Source organism: Xanthomonas sp. NCPPB 2922 (genome assembly GCF_041520885.1).
Lineage (GTDB): Bacteria > Pseudomonadota > Gammaproteobacteria > Xanthomonadales > Xanthomonadaceae > Xanthomonas > Xanthomonas campestris.
In genome coordinates this window covers 363,034-382,597 of the sequence record NZ_JBGOFY010000002.1, presented here as the reverse complement: position 1 = coordinate 382,597, position 19,564 = coordinate 363,034, and the positions used below count along the sequence as shown (strand labels likewise).

At 66.9% G+C, this 19,564-nt stretch carries 17 protein-coding genes; 4 read left to right on the top strand and 13 right to left on the bottom strand.

From position 1 onward, the window contains the following. The first annotated feature begins 321 nt into the window (after positions 1-321). The 4 genes from ACD584_RS04235 to ACD584_RS04220 all read left to right on the top strand — a co-directional run bounded on the left by ACD584_RS04235 (position 322) and on the right by ACD584_RS04220 (position 5,269). Positions 322-1,479, top strand: coding sequence for a phosphotransferase enzyme family protein (locus tag ACD584_RS04235; protein WP_076036421.1), 1,158 nt, complete (start codon positions 322-324; stop codon positions 1,477-1,479). A gap of 31 nt (positions 1,480-1,510) precedes the next feature. Next, entirely contained in the window at positions 1,511-3,679 is a 2,169-nt protein-coding gene (locus ACD584_RS04230) for a TonB-dependent receptor (protein WP_076036422.1), read from the top strand. A gap of 182 nt (positions 3,680-3,861) precedes the next feature. Continuing rightward, on the top strand, positions 3,862-4,437 hold the full coding sequence (gene pnuC / locus ACD584_RS04225) for a nicotinamide riboside transporter PnuC (protein WP_076036423.1): 576 nt from the start codon (positions 3,862-3,864) through the stop codon (positions 4,435-4,437). 103 nt (positions 4,438-4,540) lie between these two features. Beyond that, a complete protein-coding gene (locus ACD584_RS04220) occupies positions 4,541-5,269 on the top strand; it encodes a UTRA domain-containing protein (protein ID WP_076036424.1) in 729 nt (242 codons plus the stop codon). A 264-nt stretch (positions 5,270-5,533) separates the two neighbouring features. Here the strand turns inward: ACD584_RS04220 and ACD584_RS04215 are convergent, their stop codons facing one another. The 13 genes from ACD584_RS04215 to ACD584_RS04155 form a co-directional block, all read right to left on the bottom strand. Beyond that, positions 5,534-6,373, bottom strand: a complete 840-nt coding sequence (locus ACD584_RS04215) for a glycosyltransferase family 2 protein (RefSeq protein ID WP_076036425.1) — start codon at positions 6,371-6,373, stop codon at positions 5,534-5,536. Further along, positions 6,370-8,697, bottom strand: a complete 2,328-nt coding sequence (gene gspD, locus ACD584_RS04210; RefSeq protein ID WP_076036426.1) for a type II secretion system secretin GspD — start codon at positions 8,695-8,697, stop codon at positions 6,370-6,372. The genes ACD584_RS04215 and gspD overlap by 4 nt, the downstream gene beginning before the upstream one ends. After that, the gene (gene xpsN / locus ACD584_RS04205; protein WP_011035909.1) at positions 8,694-9,479 is read right to left on the bottom strand and encodes a type II secretion system protein XpsN; all 786 of its coding nucleotides are present in this window, start codon (positions 9,477-9,479) and stop codon (positions 8,694-8,696) included. Before xpsN ends, gspD begins: the two co-directional genes overlap by 4 nt. Continuing rightward, entirely contained in the window at positions 9,469-10,110 is a 642-nt protein-coding gene (gspM, locus tag ACD584_RS04200; RefSeq protein ID WP_011035908.1) for a type II secretion system protein GspM, read from the bottom strand. Before gspM ends, xpsN begins: the two co-directional genes overlap by 11 nt. After that, positions 10,094-11,215, bottom strand: coding sequence for a PilN domain-containing protein (locus ACD584_RS04195; RefSeq protein WP_076036427.1), 1,122 nt, complete (start codon positions 11,213-11,215; stop codon positions 10,094-10,096). Before ACD584_RS04195 ends, gspM begins: the two co-directional genes overlap by 17 nt. Next, on the bottom strand, positions 11,212-12,063 hold the full coding sequence (locus ACD584_RS04190; RefSeq protein ID WP_076036428.1) for a general secretion pathway protein GspK: 852 nt from the start codon (positions 12,061-12,063) through the stop codon (positions 11,212-11,214). The genes ACD584_RS04195 and ACD584_RS04190 overlap by 4 nt, the downstream gene beginning before the upstream one ends. Continuing rightward, a complete protein-coding gene (locus tag ACD584_RS04185; RefSeq protein WP_076036429.1) occupies positions 12,060-12,698 on the bottom strand; it encodes a type II secretion system protein J in 639 nt (212 codons plus the stop codon). Before ACD584_RS04185 ends, ACD584_RS04190 begins: the two co-directional genes overlap by 4 nt. Then, positions 12,695-13,111, bottom strand: coding sequence for a prepilin-type N-terminal cleavage/methylation domain-containing protein (locus ACD584_RS04180; protein WP_076036430.1), 417 nt, complete (start codon positions 13,109-13,111; stop codon positions 12,695-12,697). The genes ACD584_RS04185 and ACD584_RS04180 overlap by 4 nt, the downstream gene beginning before the upstream one ends. Beyond that, positions 13,108-13,617: a GspH/FimT family pseudopilin gene (locus ACD584_RS04175; RefSeq protein ID WP_076036431.1), complete on the bottom strand. Its 510-nt coding sequence runs from the start codon at positions 13,615-13,617 to the stop codon at positions 13,108-13,110. Before ACD584_RS04175 ends, ACD584_RS04180 begins: the two co-directional genes overlap by 4 nt. Before the next feature lie 10 nt (positions 13,618-13,627). After that, positions 13,628-14,059, bottom strand: a complete 432-nt coding sequence (gene gspG / locus ACD584_RS04170; protein WP_070691814.1) for a type II secretion system major pseudopilin GspG — start codon at positions 14,057-14,059, stop codon at positions 13,628-13,630. A gap of 264 nt (positions 14,060-14,323) precedes the next feature. Next, entirely contained in the window at positions 14,324-15,541 is a 1,218-nt protein-coding gene (locus ACD584_RS04165; RefSeq protein WP_011035901.1) for a type II secretion system F family protein, read from the bottom strand. Positions 15,542-15,743: 202 nt separating this feature from the next. Beyond that, positions 15,744-17,471 (bottom strand): type II secretion system ATPase GspE, encoded by a 1,728-nt coding sequence (gene gspE / locus ACD584_RS04160; protein WP_175611578.1) that lies wholly within the window; start codon positions 17,469-17,471, stop codon positions 15,744-15,746. A gap of 131 nt (positions 17,472-17,602) precedes the next feature. After that, a complete protein-coding gene (locus ACD584_RS04155) occupies positions 17,603-19,486 on the bottom strand; it encodes a S8 family peptidase (protein WP_076037789.1) in 1,884 nt (627 codons plus the stop codon). Positions 19,487-19,564: the final 78 nt, after the last annotated feature.

The following is a 19,564-nucleotide window of genomic DNA, read 5'->3' as shown; positions in this document are numbered from 1 at the left end:
GCGGCCGGGTGCATGGCGGTCGGCAAACACAGGGGGCATACTGCGCGCCCGGAACCGCCATGCGGTCTTCCGTGGACGCCGCCCTGCGGCGCACCTCCCACTTTTTTAGCTTCGAGATGACGGCCAGCGACCCCACGGTTTCGCGCTGCCCTTTCACTCCCCGCGTCGCGGCCGCCTGATGGCGCCTGCGCTGCAACGACGGCCTGGCAGCGCCGTCTTTGATCTTGCCGGCATGCACGCCGGGCCCCAGCGATCGGCCCCACCCTCCTGGTCTATACCAACCCCGCAAGCAAGAGTGCGCGCGGTTGCCGGCGGGCAGCCATGAACGGGGCGCATCACGTCCATGGCATGGGCCTGGAACTGGCCATGCCGGATTGGCCGGTGCTGCACGCCGACGAGATCCACCATGTGCTGCAGCGGTTCGCAGGCAGCGTCGGCACTGAAGCCGTGCGCTGGCATAGCGCGCGCCCGTTTTCTGCGGCGGCGTGCGTGGACACGGCGGCCGGCATGGTCATCGTCAAACGGCATCACCACCGGGTGCGCACGGTGGAGACGCTGCGGCAGGAGCATGCCTTCATGGCACATCTGCGCTGGGCTGGCGCGCCGGTGGTCGAAGTCCTGCACGACGCACAAGGCCGCACTGCGCTGGCCGAGGCGGAGTGGGTCTACGAAGTGCAACGCGTGGGCCGCGGCCAGGACGTGTATCGCGATGCCTTGTCGTGGACCCCGTTCCGCAACGTTGCGCATGCGTTCGCGGCCGGCGCCGCGCTGGCACGCCTGCATATGTGCGCGCAGGGATTTGACGCGCCGCCGCGCCAGACCAGTGTGCTGGTGGCCAATCTGGCGTTGTTCACCCAGCAAGACCCGCTGCATGCCTTGGAACAGGCACTGGCATCGCGTCCCGCGTTGGCGGCCGATCTACGTCATCGGCCATGGCGCGCCGACATCGCCACCCACCTGCTGCCCTGGCATGCGCAGGCCTGGCCGTTGCTCTCTGCGCCGGGTGCGCTGCCGCCGTTGTGGACGCACGGCGACTGGCACGCCTCCAATCTGTTGTGGGACACCGATGCGGGCCACACGGAGGTCAGCGCGGTGTTCGACTTTGGCCTGTGCGATCGCAGTTTCGCGTTGTTCGATCTGGCCACGGCGATCGAACGCAATCTGATCCCGTGGCTGAACCTGGACACCACGCATCGCGCCGAGCCGCAGCTGGAACAGCTCGACGCCTTGCTGGACGGCTACGCGCAGCACTGCCCGCTGGATGCGGCGCAACTGCGCCTGCTCGCGGCGTTGCTGCCGATCGTGCATGCGGATTTTGCGCTCAGCGAGATCGGCTACTTCGCCGGCATCACCCGTTCGGCCGACAACGCCGACATCGCCTATCACCGTTATCTGCTCGGCCACGCGGACTGGTTTGCCAGCCCCGAGGGTCGGCGCCTGCGCGAGCATCTGCACGCGCGTGCGCGCCGGCTGCGCTGAGCGTCTTTCATCCTTTCTTCGAGTCTTGCGCATGTACGCACCCTGCCCTTCCTTGCTGTCTCGTCGTCCGCTCACTTTGGCGCTGGCGCTGTGCATCACCACACCTGTCCTGGCCCAGCAACAACCGGACGGTGCGGCCGTCCAACTGGATGCGGTCAACGTGCGGGGTGAGCGCGCCGATGCCGCCACCACGCTGAGCGGTTTTGGCGCCACGTCGTTGCTGGATGCGCCGGCATCGATTGCGGTGATCGAGCGCCAGCAACTGCTCGACCGCCAGGCGCGCGTGCTCAGCGAGGTATTGCGCGCCGATGCCTCGGCCGGCGATGCGTATGCGCCGATCGGTTATTACGAAAACTTCGTGCTGCGCGGCTACTCGCTCAACGCCGCCAACAGCTACCGCATCAACGGGCTGAGCGCGGTGGGTGAGCAATCGATCGCGCTGGAAAACAAGCAGCAGGTGCAGATTCTCAAGGGACTGGCCGGGCTGCAATCCGGGGTCAACGAACCGGCCGGCCTGATCGACTACCGCACCAAGCGCCCCGAGCATGTGCGTAGCGTGACCCTGGGGACCGACGAACAAGGCTCGCGCTACATCGCGGCCGATCTGGGCGACTGGTTCGATGCCGATCGCACGCTTGGCGTGCGCGTGAATGCCGCGCGCGAAGATTTCCGCAGCTATGTCGACCATGCCGATGGCTACCGCAATTTCCTGTCGCTGGCCGGCGACTGGAAACCCACCGCGCAGTCGCTGCTACAGGTGGACGTGGAATACCAGCATCGGCAGCAGCGCTCGGTGCCCGGGTATCAGTTGCTGGGCGGCACGCAGGTGCCCCGCAACATCGACGTGCATCGCCTGCTCGGGTATCAGCCGTGGTCCCGCCCGGTGGAGATGGATTCGCTCAACGCGCAGCTGCGCTATGCCTACCAGTTCAACGAGACGTGGCGCGCCAGCGTGGAAGCGTCGCGCAGCCGCTCAACCATCAACGATTTCTCCGCGTTTGCCTGGGGCTGCTACGGCGCGGCCAGCTGCGCGGACATTGCCACGCCCAATTTTTTCAGTGCGCAGGGCGAGTACGACGTTTACGACTACCGCAGCCCGGACGACACCCGCGTGCACGACCAGTTGCGCGCCAGCCTGGACGGCCGCGTGACCACCGGCGCGCTGGACCATCAGCTGAGCATCGGTACCCATTGGTTGCGCCGGACCATCGACCGCTACGGGTCGGTGAATGAGTTCGTCGGCAGCGGCAGCATCGATCGCGACCCGGAGGTCTTCGCGCAGACCGATGTCGCGCTGGACCCGAAACAGCGCCGCCTGGACAGCCGTCAGCGCGCCGTCGTGCTGGCCGACCGGATCGGCCTGGGCGCGCAGTGGGAATTGGCGCTGGGCGCGCGCTACGTGCGCCTGGACGAGCGCGCCTTCGACCGCGATGGCGTGCTGGAACGCCGTACCCGCAAGGACGCATTGCTGCCACAGGCAGCACTGCTGTTCAAACCGCAGCAGCAGGTCACCGTGTATGCCAGCTACGCCAAGAGCCTGGCCGCCGGTGGCACCGCACCGTGGTTTGCCGACAACGCCGATGAAATCCTGCCGCCGACCAATGCCTATCAGCTGGAAACCGGCGCGAAATGGCAGCTGCAGGGCGTGCGCCTGGGCGCTGCCGCCTTCGATATCCGCCAGGCCTATCAGTTCACCCAACCGCAGGCCGACGGTGGCCTGCTGTACGTGCAGCAGGGGCGGCTGCACAACCGTGGCCTGGAGTTGTCTGCCGATGGCGCGGTGACCGAGCAACTGCAGCTGTTTGCCAGCGTGGCGGCGATTCGCGCGCGCGCCGAAGACACCGGCATCGCCGCCTACGAAGGCCACCAGGCCATCAATGTGCCCAAGCTGCGCGCCAGCGTGCAGGCCGACTACCGCGTGCCCGGCATCGACGGCCTGGCACTGCTGGCGGGCGTGCAATACAGCGGCCGCAAGTTTTCCGACCGCCTCGGCAGCGCCAGCGTCCCGGCCTACGCGGTGGCCAACCTGGGCACGCGTTACGCCACCACGCTGGGCGGGCTGGCCACCACCTGGCGCTTGAACGTGGACAACGTGTTCGACAAACGCTACTGGCGCGATGCGGGCGAATACCAGGGCGATACCTATCTCTTCCCCGGCGCACCGCGCACCGCCCGGCTGACCGTGCAAGTGGATTTCTAACCCTCAATCGCTGCGCCGCGCCGTGTGCAGCGGCGCAGCGCATAAACCTGCAGCGCGCTGCAGGCTCAGCGATCACGCGCAGCGCCATGACGGCACCCGCACCATCCGGCGCGTGGGGCTTATCGGCAGCAATCACACAGCGTCCTGCACACCATCCACCCACATCGCATCTCCAGGCCACCATGTCCTTGCTCGAATCCATCGCCGTTGTGATCAACCTGCTGGGCGTGTGGCTCACGGCGCGGCGCATTCGCTGGTGCTGGCCGGTGGGCATCGTGGCCGTGGCGCTCTACGCCTGGCTGTTCTACCAATGGAAGCTGTATTCGGACATGTTGCTGCAGGGCGTGTACGTGCTGACGCAGTTATATGGGTGGTGGCAGTGGCAGCGCGGCACTGCACTGGAGACGCGCATCAGCCCGCTGCCAATGCCACAACGTGAGCTGTGGCTGTCATTGGGTCTTGGCGCCGGCTTCGCTGCCGCGTTGGGCGCCTACATGCACCACCGCACCGATGCGGCGTTGCCGTGGCTGGACGCGGCGCTCGCCAGCTTCAGCCTGGTGGCCAGTGTGTGGGCCGCGCGCAGGCGCATCGCCAACTGGATGCTGTGGATCGTGCTGGACTGCGTGTATGTGGGCGTGTTTGTCAGCAAGGCGCTTTACCCCACCGCCCTGCTCTACGCCGGCTTCGTGGGCCTTGCCGTGTACGGTTGGCACAGCTGGAACTCCCAACGGCAGCGCACCCCGGCAAACGCACAGTGACCTGAAACAGGTTTGTGGCCGCATTCTTCATTACCATCGGAGCACTCGTCTTTTCGGTCATCTCCCCGCACATGCTGTGTGTCACCCGTCGGCGGATCGCCGCATGAACGTCTCACGCCAGCCCGCCATCACCGATGCCATCAGCGCGCAGATCGCTGCGGGCGAATGGGGCCCGGACCAGCGCCTGCCGGTGGAGCGCGCGTTGGCCGAGCGTTTCGGCTGCACGCGCATCACCCTGCGTGAAGCCCTGCAGCAACTCGAAGCCCAAGGCCGCATCTACCGCGAGAATCGGCGTGGCTGGTTCGTCAGCGCACCGCGCGTGCGCTACGACCCCACCAGCATTGCCGGCTTCATGCAGTACGTGGCCGCGCAAGGACGCAAACCACGCACCGAGCTGTTGAGCGCCACCCTGCAACCGGCCGGCCCGGCGTATGCCGCCGCGCTGCGCCTGCACCGCGTTCAAGAGCCGGTGTTCGTGCTGCAGCGGCGGCGCTGGATCGATCGCCGCGCGGTGCTGCTGGAAACCAACGTGGTGCTGGCCGCCTGGGCACCCGGGCTGCTTGAGCATGATCTGGCCGGCTCATTGTCGAGCGTGTTCAACCAGAAACTGGGCCTGTTCCTCAGCCGCAGCCAGTTGTCGATGCATCCGGCCGGCCTGGATGCGGCGCAGGCAATCCTGCTGCAGTCCACCACCGGCACGCCGTGCTTTCGGCTGCAGCGGGTGAGCTTCGCCGAAGACGGCAGCGCGGTGGAACTGGATATCGAATCCTGGCGCCACGATGCGCTGGATGTGGTGGTGCGGACCGAGGCGCCGACGCACTCGGCGCTGTAGCGCCGGGAATCGGGAATCGGGAATCGGGAATCGATGGTGAGCATTGCGCGCTACGCACTTCGTTGCGTTCGCGAGCCTCAACGCGGCGGACAACGTGTCGCGACCGATTGAGGGTGCAGCACGCTAGAAAAGCGGTTTATTGCGTATTGAATGGCCGCTGCGCTGCGCCTGTCTCGCCACTGCAAAGACGTTCTTGTCAGTGGCTTTTATGCATTCGGTCGCGACTCCCGCCCTGCACACCGGGCAGACTTGGTCGCGATCGAGCTACGCGTCGAACAAGGTGCGCTGTGGGTCCGGCGGCGGCAGGTCGGCCAGCAGGTGCGTCAGCTGCTCGCGCTGCGCACGCAGCGGGTCGTGCATCAGGAAGTTGGCCAGGCGCGCATGCCAGGCGGGCCACCGCGTGGCCAGTGCGTCCATGTCGCCATCGGCCGGGCGGCCTTCGTGCGGGGACGCGACGAACGCGGTGTCACACAGCACGTTGCGCCAGCCCAACCCGGCCATGCGCAGGCTCAGGTCCGTCAGCGCGGCGTACCACGAGCCATAACTGCTGGCATCCAGCCCGCCGGCCTTGCGACGTGCGCTGCCGCGCAACAGCACTGCATGGCCGGCGGCCGACGGCAGTTCCGGATGCAGCGGCGGCATCGCCGCGCAGGCGGCAGCCAGGCGTTCGGGGGCCTCCGGCAGTGGATTGATTTCGCCCAGCCGTGGCCAGGCACAGGCCTCGCCGGCATTGCTCCACGGGGTGGCGGTGGCAATCGCGGCATCGCGCGCAAAACAGGCCTGCAGTTGCCGCAGCCAGCCCGGCAATGGGCGCGCATCGATGCCGAGCACCACCACGTCGGCCTCGCCACAGGCAGCGAGCATTTCATCCAGATGCGCCACCTCGCCCAGCATGCGCTGGCGGCGGTTGTGGTGCGCCTGCAGCTGCGTGCGCGCCAGCCAGTGTTCGATCACCGCGCGGCCGCGTGGGCCGGCCTGCGCGTCGTCGGCCAGCCACACCCGCGTGCCTGCAGGCGTGGCGGCATCCAAAGCACCAAGACACGCATCCAGCGCCTCGTCGTCGGTGCCGACCGGCACCAGTACGACAGGCAACGCCGCACTCATTGCGGCTTCTGGCTGGGTTTCAGCGGCTCCATCACCTTGAACTTCTGACCGTATTCGTCGGTGAGATTGCGCGCTTCCTGCGGGTTGCGCACGATCGATGGAGTGATCAGCACGATGACTTCGCGGCGGGTCGTGTCCCGAGTCTTCTGTCCAAACAAAGCACCGACCACCGGCAACTTGCTGAGGAACGGAACTCCCGAACTTCCGTCGCTGGTGCTGTCATCGATCAGGCCAGCCAGCATCATGGTGTCGCCACTCTGCACCGCAGCTTCGGTTTTGACACGGCGCGTATTGATGTCGACGTTACAGGCAGCGCTGTTGACGGTCGTGGTGGTTGCCGCCGTACATGCTGCGGGCCGTGCACCAGGCGTGCTGATTTCCTGCACGATGTCCAGGAACACCATACCGTCTTTGGTGACGCGCGGACGCACTTTCAGGATCACACCGGTATCGATGTATTGCACCGACGAGAAGCTGCTGTCGCTGCCCAGCCCAGTGTTGATCGATGTGGAATTGATCGGAATACGCGAACCCACGTTGAGCGTGGCTTCGGCGTTGTTGCGCACAAAGACAGATGGCGTCTGCAGCAGGCGGATATTGGTGACCTGATCAAGCGCGCTGATGACCGCAGCCGCATTTTTCCCAAGGAATGTCCAACCCACACCGTTGTTGGTGATGCTTCCTGCGATGTCGCCCCAGATATTGCGGCCCGCAGCCGATGGCAGTGCAGGACCGCCACCATTACCGTTGGCGTTGAACGGAGTTGTCACCGCATTTTCGAAGTACCAGTTCACACCGTACTGCAGCTGGCCAGTCAAATTCACCTCAGCCACCTGCGCTTCGATATGCACCTGCATCGGCATCACATCGAGCTTTTCGATGACGTCGCGGATCGAGCTCCACGATTGCGGGGTGGCGCGCACCAGCAAGGTGTTGGTTTCGGCGACCGCAGAAACGCCGACCTTGTCGCCTTCCACTTCCAGCGTGACCGCACCATTGCCGTTGCTGCGCGGCGACAGTTGCAGGCTGCCGTTGCCCAGGCCACCGCTACTGCCACTGCTGCCACCACCGACGCCGCCGCTGCCGCTGCTGCCGCCGAAGCTGCCGCCTCCACCGCTGCTGTCGCCGTTTTCGCCAATGCTGCCACCGGTCATGCCGGAGCTGCCGCCCATGCTGCTGTCGCGATTGCCCAGCGCCCCGCCCAGCACGCTGGTTTCCGAGCCCGGTGCCAGCGAGGCGTTGGAATCGCCCCCCTGGCCACGCCCGCCGCCGAACACTTCCGACAGGCGATCGGCCAGGTCCTTGGCCTTGATGTATTTCAGCTCATACGAAAACAGGCGCACGCCGCCACCGGCGCTGTCGATGCGGTCCAGCCACTGCTGGATCTGGTCCAGATAGCGCGGCTGCGGGGTGATCACCAGCACCGCGTTGGCGTTTTCCAGCGGCATGAAACGGAACATGCCGGCACTGGGGGTCTTGCTCTGTTCGCCGAAGACCTTTTCCAGATCGGCACTGACCTTTTCGGCCTTGCCGGACTGGATCGGGAACACGCCCACCGACATGCCCGACAACCAATCCACGTCGAAGATCTGCACGGTGCGCAGGTAGTTTTCCAACTCGGCGCGGGTGCCGCCCAGGGTGATCACGTTGCGCGAGGCATCGGTACCGACGATCGCGTTCGGTCGCGCGTACGGCTCCAGCACCTTCTTCATTTCGCTGGCGGAGATGTACTTCAGCGGCACCACGCGCACCTCGAAGCCGCGCGCAGCCGATGGCGAGGCCGTGCTGGGCGCGACGGTGCCGGCCAGCGCCTGGTCGGCCGGCACGATGTTGTAACGGCCACCGCTGAACACCATGCGCGCGTTGTTCCAGCCCAGCACCATCTCCAGCAGGTTCAGCGCCTGCGCGGGAGACACCGGGTTGGGCGTGGCCAGGGTGACGGTGCCCTGCACGCCCGGGGCGATGACGTAGTTCTGCCCCAGCATGTCGCCCAGGATCGCCTTGACCACGGCCTGCACCGATTCGCCTTCGAAGTTGAAGGTGGCACTGCCGCTGCTGGCCATGCCCAGGGTGGGCGATGGGGCGGCGGCGGCGCTCTGGTTGATCATGGTGCCGCTGCCGCGCCGGATCACCGGGGTCGGCTTGGCGCTGGCGTTGCCGTCGGCGCGTTGTTCGGCGGTGGTCTGGGTGGCGCCGGCGGCGCCGACTTGCGGATCCAGGCGCGCGTCGCGGCGCACGTCCGGTGGCGGAGTGGTGGCGCAACCGGCCAGCAGGCCAATCAGCAGGGACACGGGAAACAGGCGCGGCGTCATGCGTTCACTCATTGGGTCTGACCGGGGGTGGAGCCGCCCTGGCGCTGCTGTTGCAGCTGGCGGCGTCGGGCTTCGATACGTTCACGGATGGCGCGCATCTGCTCATCGGAGGGGCGTGGTGCTTCCTGGGCGCCATCGCTGCGCTGCGGCGGCACCGTCGGCGGCGCCTGGCCACCGGGCTGCTGCTGCGGCACCTCGGCCGGCGGCGGCGCGGGGGTAGCGGGTGCCGGCGGAACATTCGGCGGCAACGGCGGGACGGCACCGGGCGCCTGCGGGCGACCCCCGATGGCGGTTGGCGGCTGCCCGCCCTGGCCGTTGAACACCTGCAGCTCCAGGGTCTGGGTGCCGCCCGGGCCTTCGATGGTTGCACTGCGCGGCTGCAGGGCCAGCAACCGGTATCCCTTCACCGCATCGCCGCCCAGCTGCACCCGCACCGAATCGGCCGGATCCAGCGTCAGCGTGGCCATCTTGAAGGTGGAGGTCAGCAGCACGCCGGTCAGGCGCACCGTGGAGGCGGCGCCGCTGCCGTCGTTGCCGGACAGGAAGAACGGGTGCGGCAGGCGATCTTCGGCAAACGCCGGATGCGCGGCGATCTCGGCGTATTTTTCGAACGGCCCCAGCCGCTCAGGGGCCGGTGCCGGCAACGCCGGCAGGCGCTGCACCAGGGCCGGGTCATCAGGCAGCAATTCCACCCGCTTGCCCAGGCCGGCCACGGCCAGCACGCAGACCAGCAACGCCCAGCCAACCACGGTGGCCAGCAACCAGGTGCGCAGGCCAATCATCTCAAGGCGCATTGCTGGCCTCCCCGGCGGCAGGCGCGGCGCCGGTGTTCACCGGGCCGGCATTGCTGCCCGGCCGCAGGTAGCCGGCCAGTTCGAAGGCGATATCCAGGCCGTTGCCGCTTTCGTTGGGCGAGAGCTGGTAGCGCTGCGCCATCACGTTGAGGTTGTCCACGAACAGGCGCGGCGTGCCGTTTTCCAGGCTGTACAACACCGAGGCCAGTTCCGGCGTGCCGCAGCGCAGGCGCACCTGCACCGCCACGCGGGTGAAGCGCTTGGTTTCCGGCTGCAGCGGCGAGCGGTTGCTGATCGCGCAGCTACGGTTGCCCGGGCTGGCGTCGACCACGGCACGTTCCAGCCGCTGCACCAGCCCGGCCGAGGCCAGCTCGGCGGAACTCTCCGGCAAGAAGCCGGGGCGGCTTTGCAGCGTCTGCCTGGCCTGCTGCAGGCGCTGGCTCACCTGCGGGGCCTGTTGCAACTGCACGCGCACGCGCAATTCGCGCTCGCGCAGCGATTGCAGGTCGTCCTGCACGGCGAGCATCGGCTGGGTGAACCACGGGTGCACCAACACCAGATATGCCACGCCCATCACCAGCAGCAACAGGCCCAAGGCGATCCAGCGATCGCGTTTAACGCTGCGCGGCATCGGCGGCCTCCTTGGCATCGGGACCGGCCAATTCGGCGGTGATGGTGAAGCGGTCCACGTTGCGGCCGGCATCGCTCTGCAGCACGCCGGTCAGCGATGGCGTGCGCCACAACGGCGAACCTTCCAGACGGCGCACCAGCGAGGAGGCCTCCTTGCTCAAGCCGATCAACTGCAATTGCCCGCCCTCGACCGAAAACTTTTCCAGATAGGTGCCGCTGGGCAGGCGGCGGCTCAATTCGTCCCAGATTTCCACCGAAGTCGGACGCGTGGCACGTTGCTCCTGGAAGAACGCTGCGCCCTCCACCAGTTCCAGCAACTGCTGGCGCTCGGCGGCCACCTGGCGCGCGCGCCCGGCATTGGCCTGCACCTTGGCACGCAGGTCGTCGGCGGCCTGGCGGCGGTTGTCCAGCAGCAGCCAGCCGGCCACCGCGAGCAACACCAGTGCGGCCACGGCGAGCAACAGATTCCAGCGCTGCATCGGGTCGCTGCGGCGTAGGCGGCGTGCCGGCGGCAGCAGGTTCACGCCCAACGGCGCGCCGCGCGCATCGGCCACGTCGATCCCGGACAACGCGTTGCTCCAGGCCTCGGGCACGCCGGCCGGGCCGTCGATCATGCGCCGCGGCACCACTACCAGTTCGGCGTCGAGCTGGCCGTCTTCGCGCACGTCGAGCACGCGTGCATCGAAGTACACCTGGTCGGCAGTGAACGGGGTCTGCCGGTCGATCTCGAAGCGCGCCACGTCCTGCAGGCGTGCGGCAGCGGCGGCGGGCAGCCGCAACGGGCGGCGCAGCGCATGGCTGGCCGGCAGCAGCCAATGCTGCGGCAAGCCTTCCAGCGCGGTGGGCAGCAGCGCGTTCACCTCCTGCGGTTGCACCGGCCACGGCAGGCTGGCGACGGTGTCGCTGGTCTGGTCGCGCTGACGCAGCAACTGCAGCGCCTCGCCATCCAGCTGCAGCAACAGCCGTGACTGCGACAGGCCAAGCTGCCACTGCCAGCGCTGCGGCAACCACGCCAGCAACGATTGCTGCCACCAACGCCAGAAGCCGCCCGCGCCGGGCATGGCGCGAACGCCAATGCGTCCCAAGGTATCCCGCCACGCGGTCATTGCACTGCTGCTCCCTCTTCCCAACGCAAAACGGTGTAGGCGGACCCGGGCAGGGCCGACGCACCGGTGCGCACGACCGCACGCAGCACGGCCTCGCGTCCCTGACTCAGGCGTGCCCGGCTCTCGATACTATAAGTGTCTGTCCCACCAAGCGTCGCGTCGCTGCCTGGCAAACCCAGCGGCGCGTCACGCTGCGCCAGCAGTTGCTGCGCATCCAGGCCCATGGCGGTGAGCACCGGGCCGGTGGCAAAGCGCGCTTCCGGGCGCGAACGGCCGCTGTACAAGGTGACATGCGGCAACAGCTTGCGGTACAGCTCTGCGTCCATGCCCAGCACCAGGCGCAATTCGCCCAGCGTTTCGAACGGACCATCCTTGGCGCCATACGGCAGCCCGGCATCGGCGTAGTCGCGGTCTTCCGCACCACCGCCCGGCTGCGTGAGCGTGTCGCCATCGCGCCAATCCACGATTGCGCCAGCCAGGCGCACATCGCGCCCGGCTTCGCCACCCACTGCGCGCACCAGCCCGGCGAGCAGCGTTGGCTCGGCCATGTTCAGATCCACCTTGCCGCTCTCGTCGATGATGCGGATCTCCACGTTGGCATCGTCCATCTGCCACCGATAGCGGCGCCCGTCCGGGCGCCAGCGCGCTTGCGGCTCGCCACTGCTCAAGCGCGACAGCGCGTATTCCATGCCGGCGCGTGCGTATTCCTGTGCCTGGCCGCCGTTGCGCAGCATGGACCCCTGCAGCGCTTCCACACGCGCGGTCAATGCAAACGCGCCGATCATCGCGGTGAGCAAGGCGATCAACCACAACACCAGCACCAGCGCTGCACCGCGCATTGTTTTCATTGCGCCAGCGCTCCACCGCCACCGGACTGCGGCAGCGCCACCACCACCGGGGGCCAGGCCGCGCCGCCGCTGCGGATGTCGATGCGCACCAGCAAGGGCAGGCGATCGTGCCATTCCCATTGCGGCAGCCACCCGCTCAGCGCACCGCTTTGTGGATCAAGCCCGCGATAGCGAAAGTTCACCTGCTGCACATCATCGGCCAGCGTTTCAGCCGGCAAGGCGTTGCCTTCTTCGATCTCCTTACCCGATTGCAACATGGTCAGCGCAATGGTGAGCGTGCGCTGCTCCCCATCGCCAACCACCGACACGTCATGCAGATACGGCCCGCCGCGGCCCAGATAATCCGGCACATCGGCGGCAAACCGCATACGCTGCGGCTCGCCGACGAACAGCATCGGTTGCTGGCTTTGCGTATCGATGCCCATCGCGATCGGCAACGCCGCGGACAACCGGCGACGCAGGAATTCTTCTACCGCGCGCGTGCGTTCGCTGCGTTGCGCAATGGCTTCGCCGCGCTGGCTGATCGCGCTGGCCGAGCGCAACGTGGCAAAGGCCAGCGCCAGCCCGCCGACCAGCAGCATCGTGGCCAGCAGCACTTCGATCAGGGTGAACCCGGCAGCGCGCGGACGCATCACGCGGGGTTGCCCTGTGCGGTGGCCGTCACCAGTCGCAACGTGCGCCATAACAAGCGCTGGTTGGGTTGCTCGCCCCACCGCACCACCAAGGTGAGCTGCAGCAGCGTGGGGGCGCTCGGGTCTACCGGCGCCTGCGCATTGCAACGCAGTTCGTCGTAGGGGCGCACATCCAGCGACCAGCGAAAATGCCCGTCTTCCAGGCTGCCTTGCTGCTGCCCCGACACCAGCGGTTTTTCCATGCCCTGCACGGCCAGCAACGACTGTGCATGCAAGGTGGCGCGGGTGCTTTCATCGGCCCCACGCACCTGCCGCGCCGCACCGGACAAGGAGCCCAGCAACAGCGTCAGCGCCAAGGCGAGCAACGCAAAGGCCACGATCACTTCGATCAACGAATAGCCGCGCTGATGCTTCATGGCGCTGGCGTCCGCAGCGGGCCGGAACGCACCTCGCCGGTGATCCAGCCCACGTCCACGCGCCAGCGCGCATCCTTGATGGTCAGGTCGATGCGCCCGCCGGTGGAGGCGCCATCGGCGAAGAACTGGATGGCGCCCTGGTCCTGGCGCGATTGCACCTGCCGCGCGCCGGTGAAGCGCACCTCCAGGGCCGCGGGCAGGTCGCCGTGATGGCCGCCGGGCGCTTCCCAACGCCGCTGCTGGGGGTCGATCAGAAAGCGCTGCGGCGTGCCGGTGGCGATGGCCTGGGTGCGCGTGTAGCGCAGTTGCGCGGCGATGGCCTTGCCGGCGCTGCGCAGACGCATGCCGTCGATGCCGCCGGTGAGCGCGGCGGCGGCCAGCACACCGGCCAGAGCGATCAGCGCGATGACCAGCAGCATCTCCAGCAACGAGCTGCCACGCAGCTGCCTGCGCACAACGGGCGCAGCGCGGTGCGGGGACAGCAACGGCAGACGCGCAATGCGCATGGGCTGCGGCTTACTGGTACTTGATGTCCGAGTCGTAGCTGCTGCCGCCGGGGCGGCCATCCTTGCCCAGGCTGATCAGGTCGAAGGCCTGGCCATCGCCGGGCACGCGGTATTCGATGGTGTGGCCCCACGGGTCGTTGAGCTCGACCGGCTTGGCGTACGGGCCCAGCCAACCGCTGCTGCCGCCGGGCTGGGTGACCAGGTCATCGAGCTTGGTCGGCAATTTGCCGGTGTCGAGCTGGAAGTTTTCGATCTTGCCGGCCAGGGTCTGGATCTGCGACTTGGCGAGGTTCGCCTTGCCGCGATCGGCACCACCGAGCACGCGGCTGCCGACCAGGGTGAGCACCGCGCCAATCAGCACGATGACGATGATGATTTCCAGCAAGCTCATGCCGGCCTGGCCTGCGCGCGACGGACTGCGGGTGATGGAACGCTTGATCATGAACGATTTCCTTGCACGTCGATGAAGGATGCTGCCGCCAGAAGATGACAAGGCCGGCACTGCAATGGTTCCCGCATGGGTGTCATGCGGTCACCGAAACGTTGTGGTGAATGTGGTGCGTGTACACGGGAGCGCGCGGCAGCATGCGAAGCGATGTCGCCAGTTGCACGCAGAGGAGCGGCAGCCAGCGCGTCATCAGCGATGCGCACGCCGATCGCCAGGCGCACATCTACGCCTGCTGCGCGCCGCACACGGCCACCACGCTCAACCGATGGCATTGGTGAGGTCATACAGCGGTACCAGCACCGAAATGATGACAAGCCCCACCACCGAGGCCAGCACCAGGGTGATCAGGGGCACCAGCGCGGCCAGCGCGCGGTCGATGGCCTGCGCAGTTTCCAGCTCGAAGGTGTCGGCGGTCTTGAGCAGCATGGTATCCAGTGCGCCCGACTCCTCGCCCACCTGGATCATCTGCAGCGCCAGCCGGGGGAATCGCTTGCCGCGCGCCAGCGACATCGACAGGCCATGCCCATTCTTGACGTCGTCGGCCGCGGCGGCCACATCTTCGACCAACGCGGTATTGGACATCACGTTGCGCGCGATGCCGATCGCTGCGAGCAGCGGCACGCCGTTGCGCAACAAGGTGCCCAGCGTGCGCGTGAGCCGCGCGGTTTCCAGCCGTGCGATCAGGCTGCCGATGACTTTCTGGCGCAACAGCCAGGCATCCAGCGCAGCACGGAACGCGGCATTGCGGCGCTTGCGATCCAGCCATAGACCGAGCACGCCAGGAATCACCACCAGCACGAGCCACCAATCGCGCACCAACAGGCCAACGCTCAGCACCGCCTGGGTGAACCACGGCAGGGCTACGTCCAGGCTTTCGTACATCTGCGCGAACTGCGGCACCACATAGCCAAGCAGAAACAGCAGCGCGCAGCCGACCACCGCCAGCAGGATCGCCGGGTAGATCAGCGCGTTGATCACCTTGCCCTTGAGTGCACGGCTGCGTTCCAGGTAGTCGGCCAGGCGCTGCAGGGTGTCCTGCATGCTGCCGCCGGCTTCGCCCGCGCGCACCATGTTGATGTAGAGCTTGGAGAACAGCCCGTGCTGGCGTTCCAGCGCCACCGACAGCGGCGCGCCGCCGCGCACGGTGTCGCGGATGTCGGCGATGACGCGGCGGCTTTTGTCGTCTTCGGGCAGATCCATCAGGATCGACAGCGCGCGGTCCAGCGGTTGCCCGGCGCCGATCAGCGTGGCCAGCTGCTGGGTGAACTGCACCAGCGCGGCATTGTCGAACGGCTTCTTGCGCAACAGCATGCGCAACGACGGCGAACCGTTTTCGCCGGTGGCCAGACGCGTTTCCACCGGCAGGTGGCCTTGCTCCTGCAGACGCAGCGCCACCTCCGCATCGTTGGCCGCTTCCATCTGACCATCGAGCATTTCGCCGTGCGCATCGAGCGCCTTGTAGCGGTACAGGGGCATTAGGCTGGGAGGCCGGGAATGGGGAATGGGGAATGGGGAATGGGGTGAAGCGCTTGGTCGTGGGGATTTGGGAACAACACGGCGGTGCGGGCGATGGGTGCGGGCGCCTTTGCGTTGCAGCGCATGCGTGGGACTGCCTGAAAGCCCGCGTTATCCGCGTTAGATCTCGCGCATCCTGCGCGCGTTGCTGCACTCGCTGCTCTCACGCATCCTCCGTGACGCGCAGGATTTCTTCGATGGTGGTTTCGCCACGCAGGGCCTTGGATAAGCCATCTTCGTACATGGTGCGCATGCCGGACTTGCGCGCCAGCTGCTCGATCTCGCCCATGCCGGCGCGGCGCATCACCGCGCGGCGCAGTTCGTCGTTCATCACCAGGAACTCGACGATGGTGGTGCGGCCCAGGTAACCGGTGGGCGCTGCTGCCGTGGCACGCGGGCGATACAGGAAGATCTCGCCGTCTGGCTGCAGCCGGCGCAGGTCGAAGCGTTCGATCTCTTCCGGCGATGCGGCATAGCGTTCGGCGTTGGCCAGGTCGAGTTTGCGCACCAGGCGCTGGGCCAGGATGCCGTTGATGGTGGAGGTCAGCAGATAGTCTTCCACGCCCATGTCGAGCAGGCGGGTGATGCCGCCGGCCGCGTTGTTGGTGTGCAGTGTGGAGAGCACCAGGTGGCCGGTGAGCGCGGACTGGATCGCGATGCGCGCGGTTTCCAGATCGCGCATTTCGCCGATCATGATGATGTCCGGATCCTGGCGCACGATGCTGCGCAGCGCGTTGGCGAAATCCAGCCCGATCTGCGGCTTGGCCTGGATCTGGTTGATGCCTTCGATCTGGTATTCCACCGGGTCTTCGACGGTGATGATCTTGACGTCGGAGGTATTGAGCTGGCTCAGCGCGGTGTACAGCGTGGTGGTCTTGCCCGAACCCGTAGGCCCGGTAACCAGCATGATGCCGTGCGGTTGTTCGAGCACCTTGCGAAATTGCGGCAGGAAGTCTTCGGTAAAGCCGAGCTTGTAGAAATCGAAGACCACCGTTTCACGATCGAGCAAGCGCATCACCACGCTCTCGCCATGCGCGGTGGGCACGGTGCTGACACGCAGATCCAGCTCCTTGCCCTGCACGCGCAGCATGATGCGGCCGTCCTGCGGCAGCCGGCGCTCAGCGATATTGAGCTTGGCCATGATCTTGATGCGGCTGATCACCGCGGCGGTGAGTTTGGCCGGCGGGCTTTCGCCTTCCACCAGCACGCCATCCACGCGGTAGCGCACCTTGAGCCGGCTTTCGAACGGTTCGATATGGATGTCCGAGGCGCGCAACTCCACCGCGTGCTGGATCACCAGATTCACCAGGCGGATCACCGGCGCTTCGGAGGCAAGATCGCGTAGCGCTTCGATGTCGTCGGTGCTGCTGGCATCGCCGTCGGCGGTTTCCACGATCGTGCCCATCGCACTGCGGCCCTGCCCGTACCAGCGCTCGATTAGGTCGTCGATTTCCGAGCGCAGGCCCACGTGCAGCAGCAGCGGCAGGCCGGTGGCCAGGCGCACCGCATCGATCGCGTAATCGTCGTAGGGATCGGCAATCCACAGGTCGAGCCGGCCATCGCGCTCGCCGACCGGGCACAGATGAAATTGCTTGAGAAAGCGCAGCGACAGGCCCTGCACCTCAGGCAGCATTTCCGGCGGGGTGTCGCCGAGCTGGCGTGCATCCACCAACGGCAGGCCGAGCACCTCGGCGCAGGTCTCGGCGTGATCGCGCTCGGACACCAGCCCCAACCGGCCCAGCAGCGCCAACAGGCCCATACCGGATTCGGCCTGCAGCTGGCGCGCGCGCAGCAGGTCGGTGTCCTTCAGACGACGGCGTTCAAGCAGTGCTTCGACGATGCGCGTTTCTGCACTTCGCTGCTCAATTGGATCGACGGCAACCGCGTTCACACTCGTCTCCACAAGTCCGGCGCCGACTGTAGCAGTTTGCCGCGACGATCAACCGCACCAGTGCGAAAGGCCCTGAAAAACGAATGCCCCCGGTGATTGGCCGGGGGCATTCGGTCACACTATTGCAGCGATTACTGTCGCGCGACGAGCGTCAGCTTCGCGTAGTCGCCTGCACCCACCAGCTTGATGTAGTAGGTACCAGCCTTGGGTGCGGTGAAGCGCACCGTTTCGCTGTTGCCCGGACGGGTGGACTTGGCGTCGTAATCGGTTGCGGTGGGTTCGGCTTCGAAGCTCACGTAGACCGACACGTTACCGGTGCCGCCGTAGGTCATGAAGCTCAGCACCGCACCGGCCTTGGCTTCGAAGCTATACAACGTGGAGCTGTTGTACTCACCGCTCAGGCCGGTCAGCGGCGCCTTGTTGGTCAGGGCAATGGCGGCCGGCGCGCAGGTCTCGGTGTCCGGGTCGCAGGGCTCCACCAATACCGCTTCCAGCGCGGCCTTGGCGTCGACGATGCCGCTACCGATCGGGGTGCTGGTCGGCGGGGTCACCGGGAAGCGGCGGCTGGTCTGCTTGAGCAGGGCTTCCATCGCCGCCGGGGTCAGCGGGCCATCGCCCAGGCCGATCGACGCGCTCTGCACCAGGGCCACGACGCCGGCCACGTGCGGGGACGCCATAGAGGTGCCGCCCATACCCATGTAGCTATAGCTACCGGAGGTCGGGGTGGTGGCGCCGTCGTAGCCGGCCTGCCAGATGTAACCACCCGGGTTGCCGTCCACGCTGCCGCCGCCGCCGGGACCGGACAGGTCCACCTTGCTGCCGTAGTTGGAGTAGTAGGTGATGCCGCCGGTGATGCGGGTGGCGCCGACGGTGATGGTGTTGTTGCAGCTGGCCGGCGAATGGTTGGCCGCATCTTCGCCGCTGTTGCCGGCCGCCACCACCACGGTGGTGCCGCGCGACACCGCGCCATTGATCGCGACCTGGGTGGCCGGATCGCAGGGCTCGCCGCCGCCCAGGCTCATGTTGATCACTTCGGCCGGGTTGGTGTTGGCGGGGACGCCATCGACCGTACCGCCGGAGGCCCACACGATCGCATCGGCGATGTCGGAGGTGTAGCCGCCGCAGCGGCCGAGCACGCGCACCGGCAGGATGGTGGCCTTCGGCGCCACGCCCGCCATGCCCACACTGTTATTGGTTGCCTCCGCCACGGTGCCCGAGACATGGGTGCCGTGCCAGGAGCTTTCCTGTGCCACCGACCCGTCGTAGCAGACGTTATCGGCCTCTTCCCAGTCACCGTAGTCCAGCGCGCCCGGGACGCGGGCGTCGGTGGGGCGACGCGAGACTTCGGCGTCGGTGATGAAGTCATAGCCCTGCAGCAGGTTGCCGGCGAAGTCCGGATGGCCCGGCAGGATGCCGGTATCCAGCACCGCCACCACCACGCCGGCACCTTGCGAGAGGTCCCATGCGGCCGGCGCGTTGATGCCGCCGTTGGGGTTGCTCAGGTGCCACTGGTACTGCGCATACAGCGGGTCGTTGGGGACCAGCTGCGGGGTTACGTCGGTCGCGGCAACGCTCTTCTTGATCTCGACCGGACGCAGCATGCGGTCGATCTGCACCTCGGCCACGGACGGGTCGTTCTTCAGCTCGACCACCACCTTGTCCACCTGTGCGGCGGTCAGCGTGCCGGACAGCTTGATCAGGTCCGAGCCAATGCCAAGCTTGCGCAGATAGGTCGCCTTGGCGGCGGTGGCGCCAGCACGCGCACCGGTCACCGGTGCGGCACGACCCACGGCCGATTGCACCACGCCCAGCTTGCTGCTGCGATCGCTCGCGGCGGCCGTGCCGTCCTTGTAACGCACGATCAACCGGCTGCTGAAATCGCTGGCGGCCGGCGCGGCTTGGGTCGGTTCCTTGACCTGCAACGCGGGGGCAGCAACGAGGGTGCCCGAAGCACCCAGGGCCATCATCAAGATGGCGCCAGTCAGCGGGTTGAGACGGAAATTCTTGTCGATCACGGTGAAGTCCTCTTCAGTTTTTCGTGGATCAGGCGTCAGTACGGCCATCACTCCCTGCGAATCCGTTGGCCGGCCAAG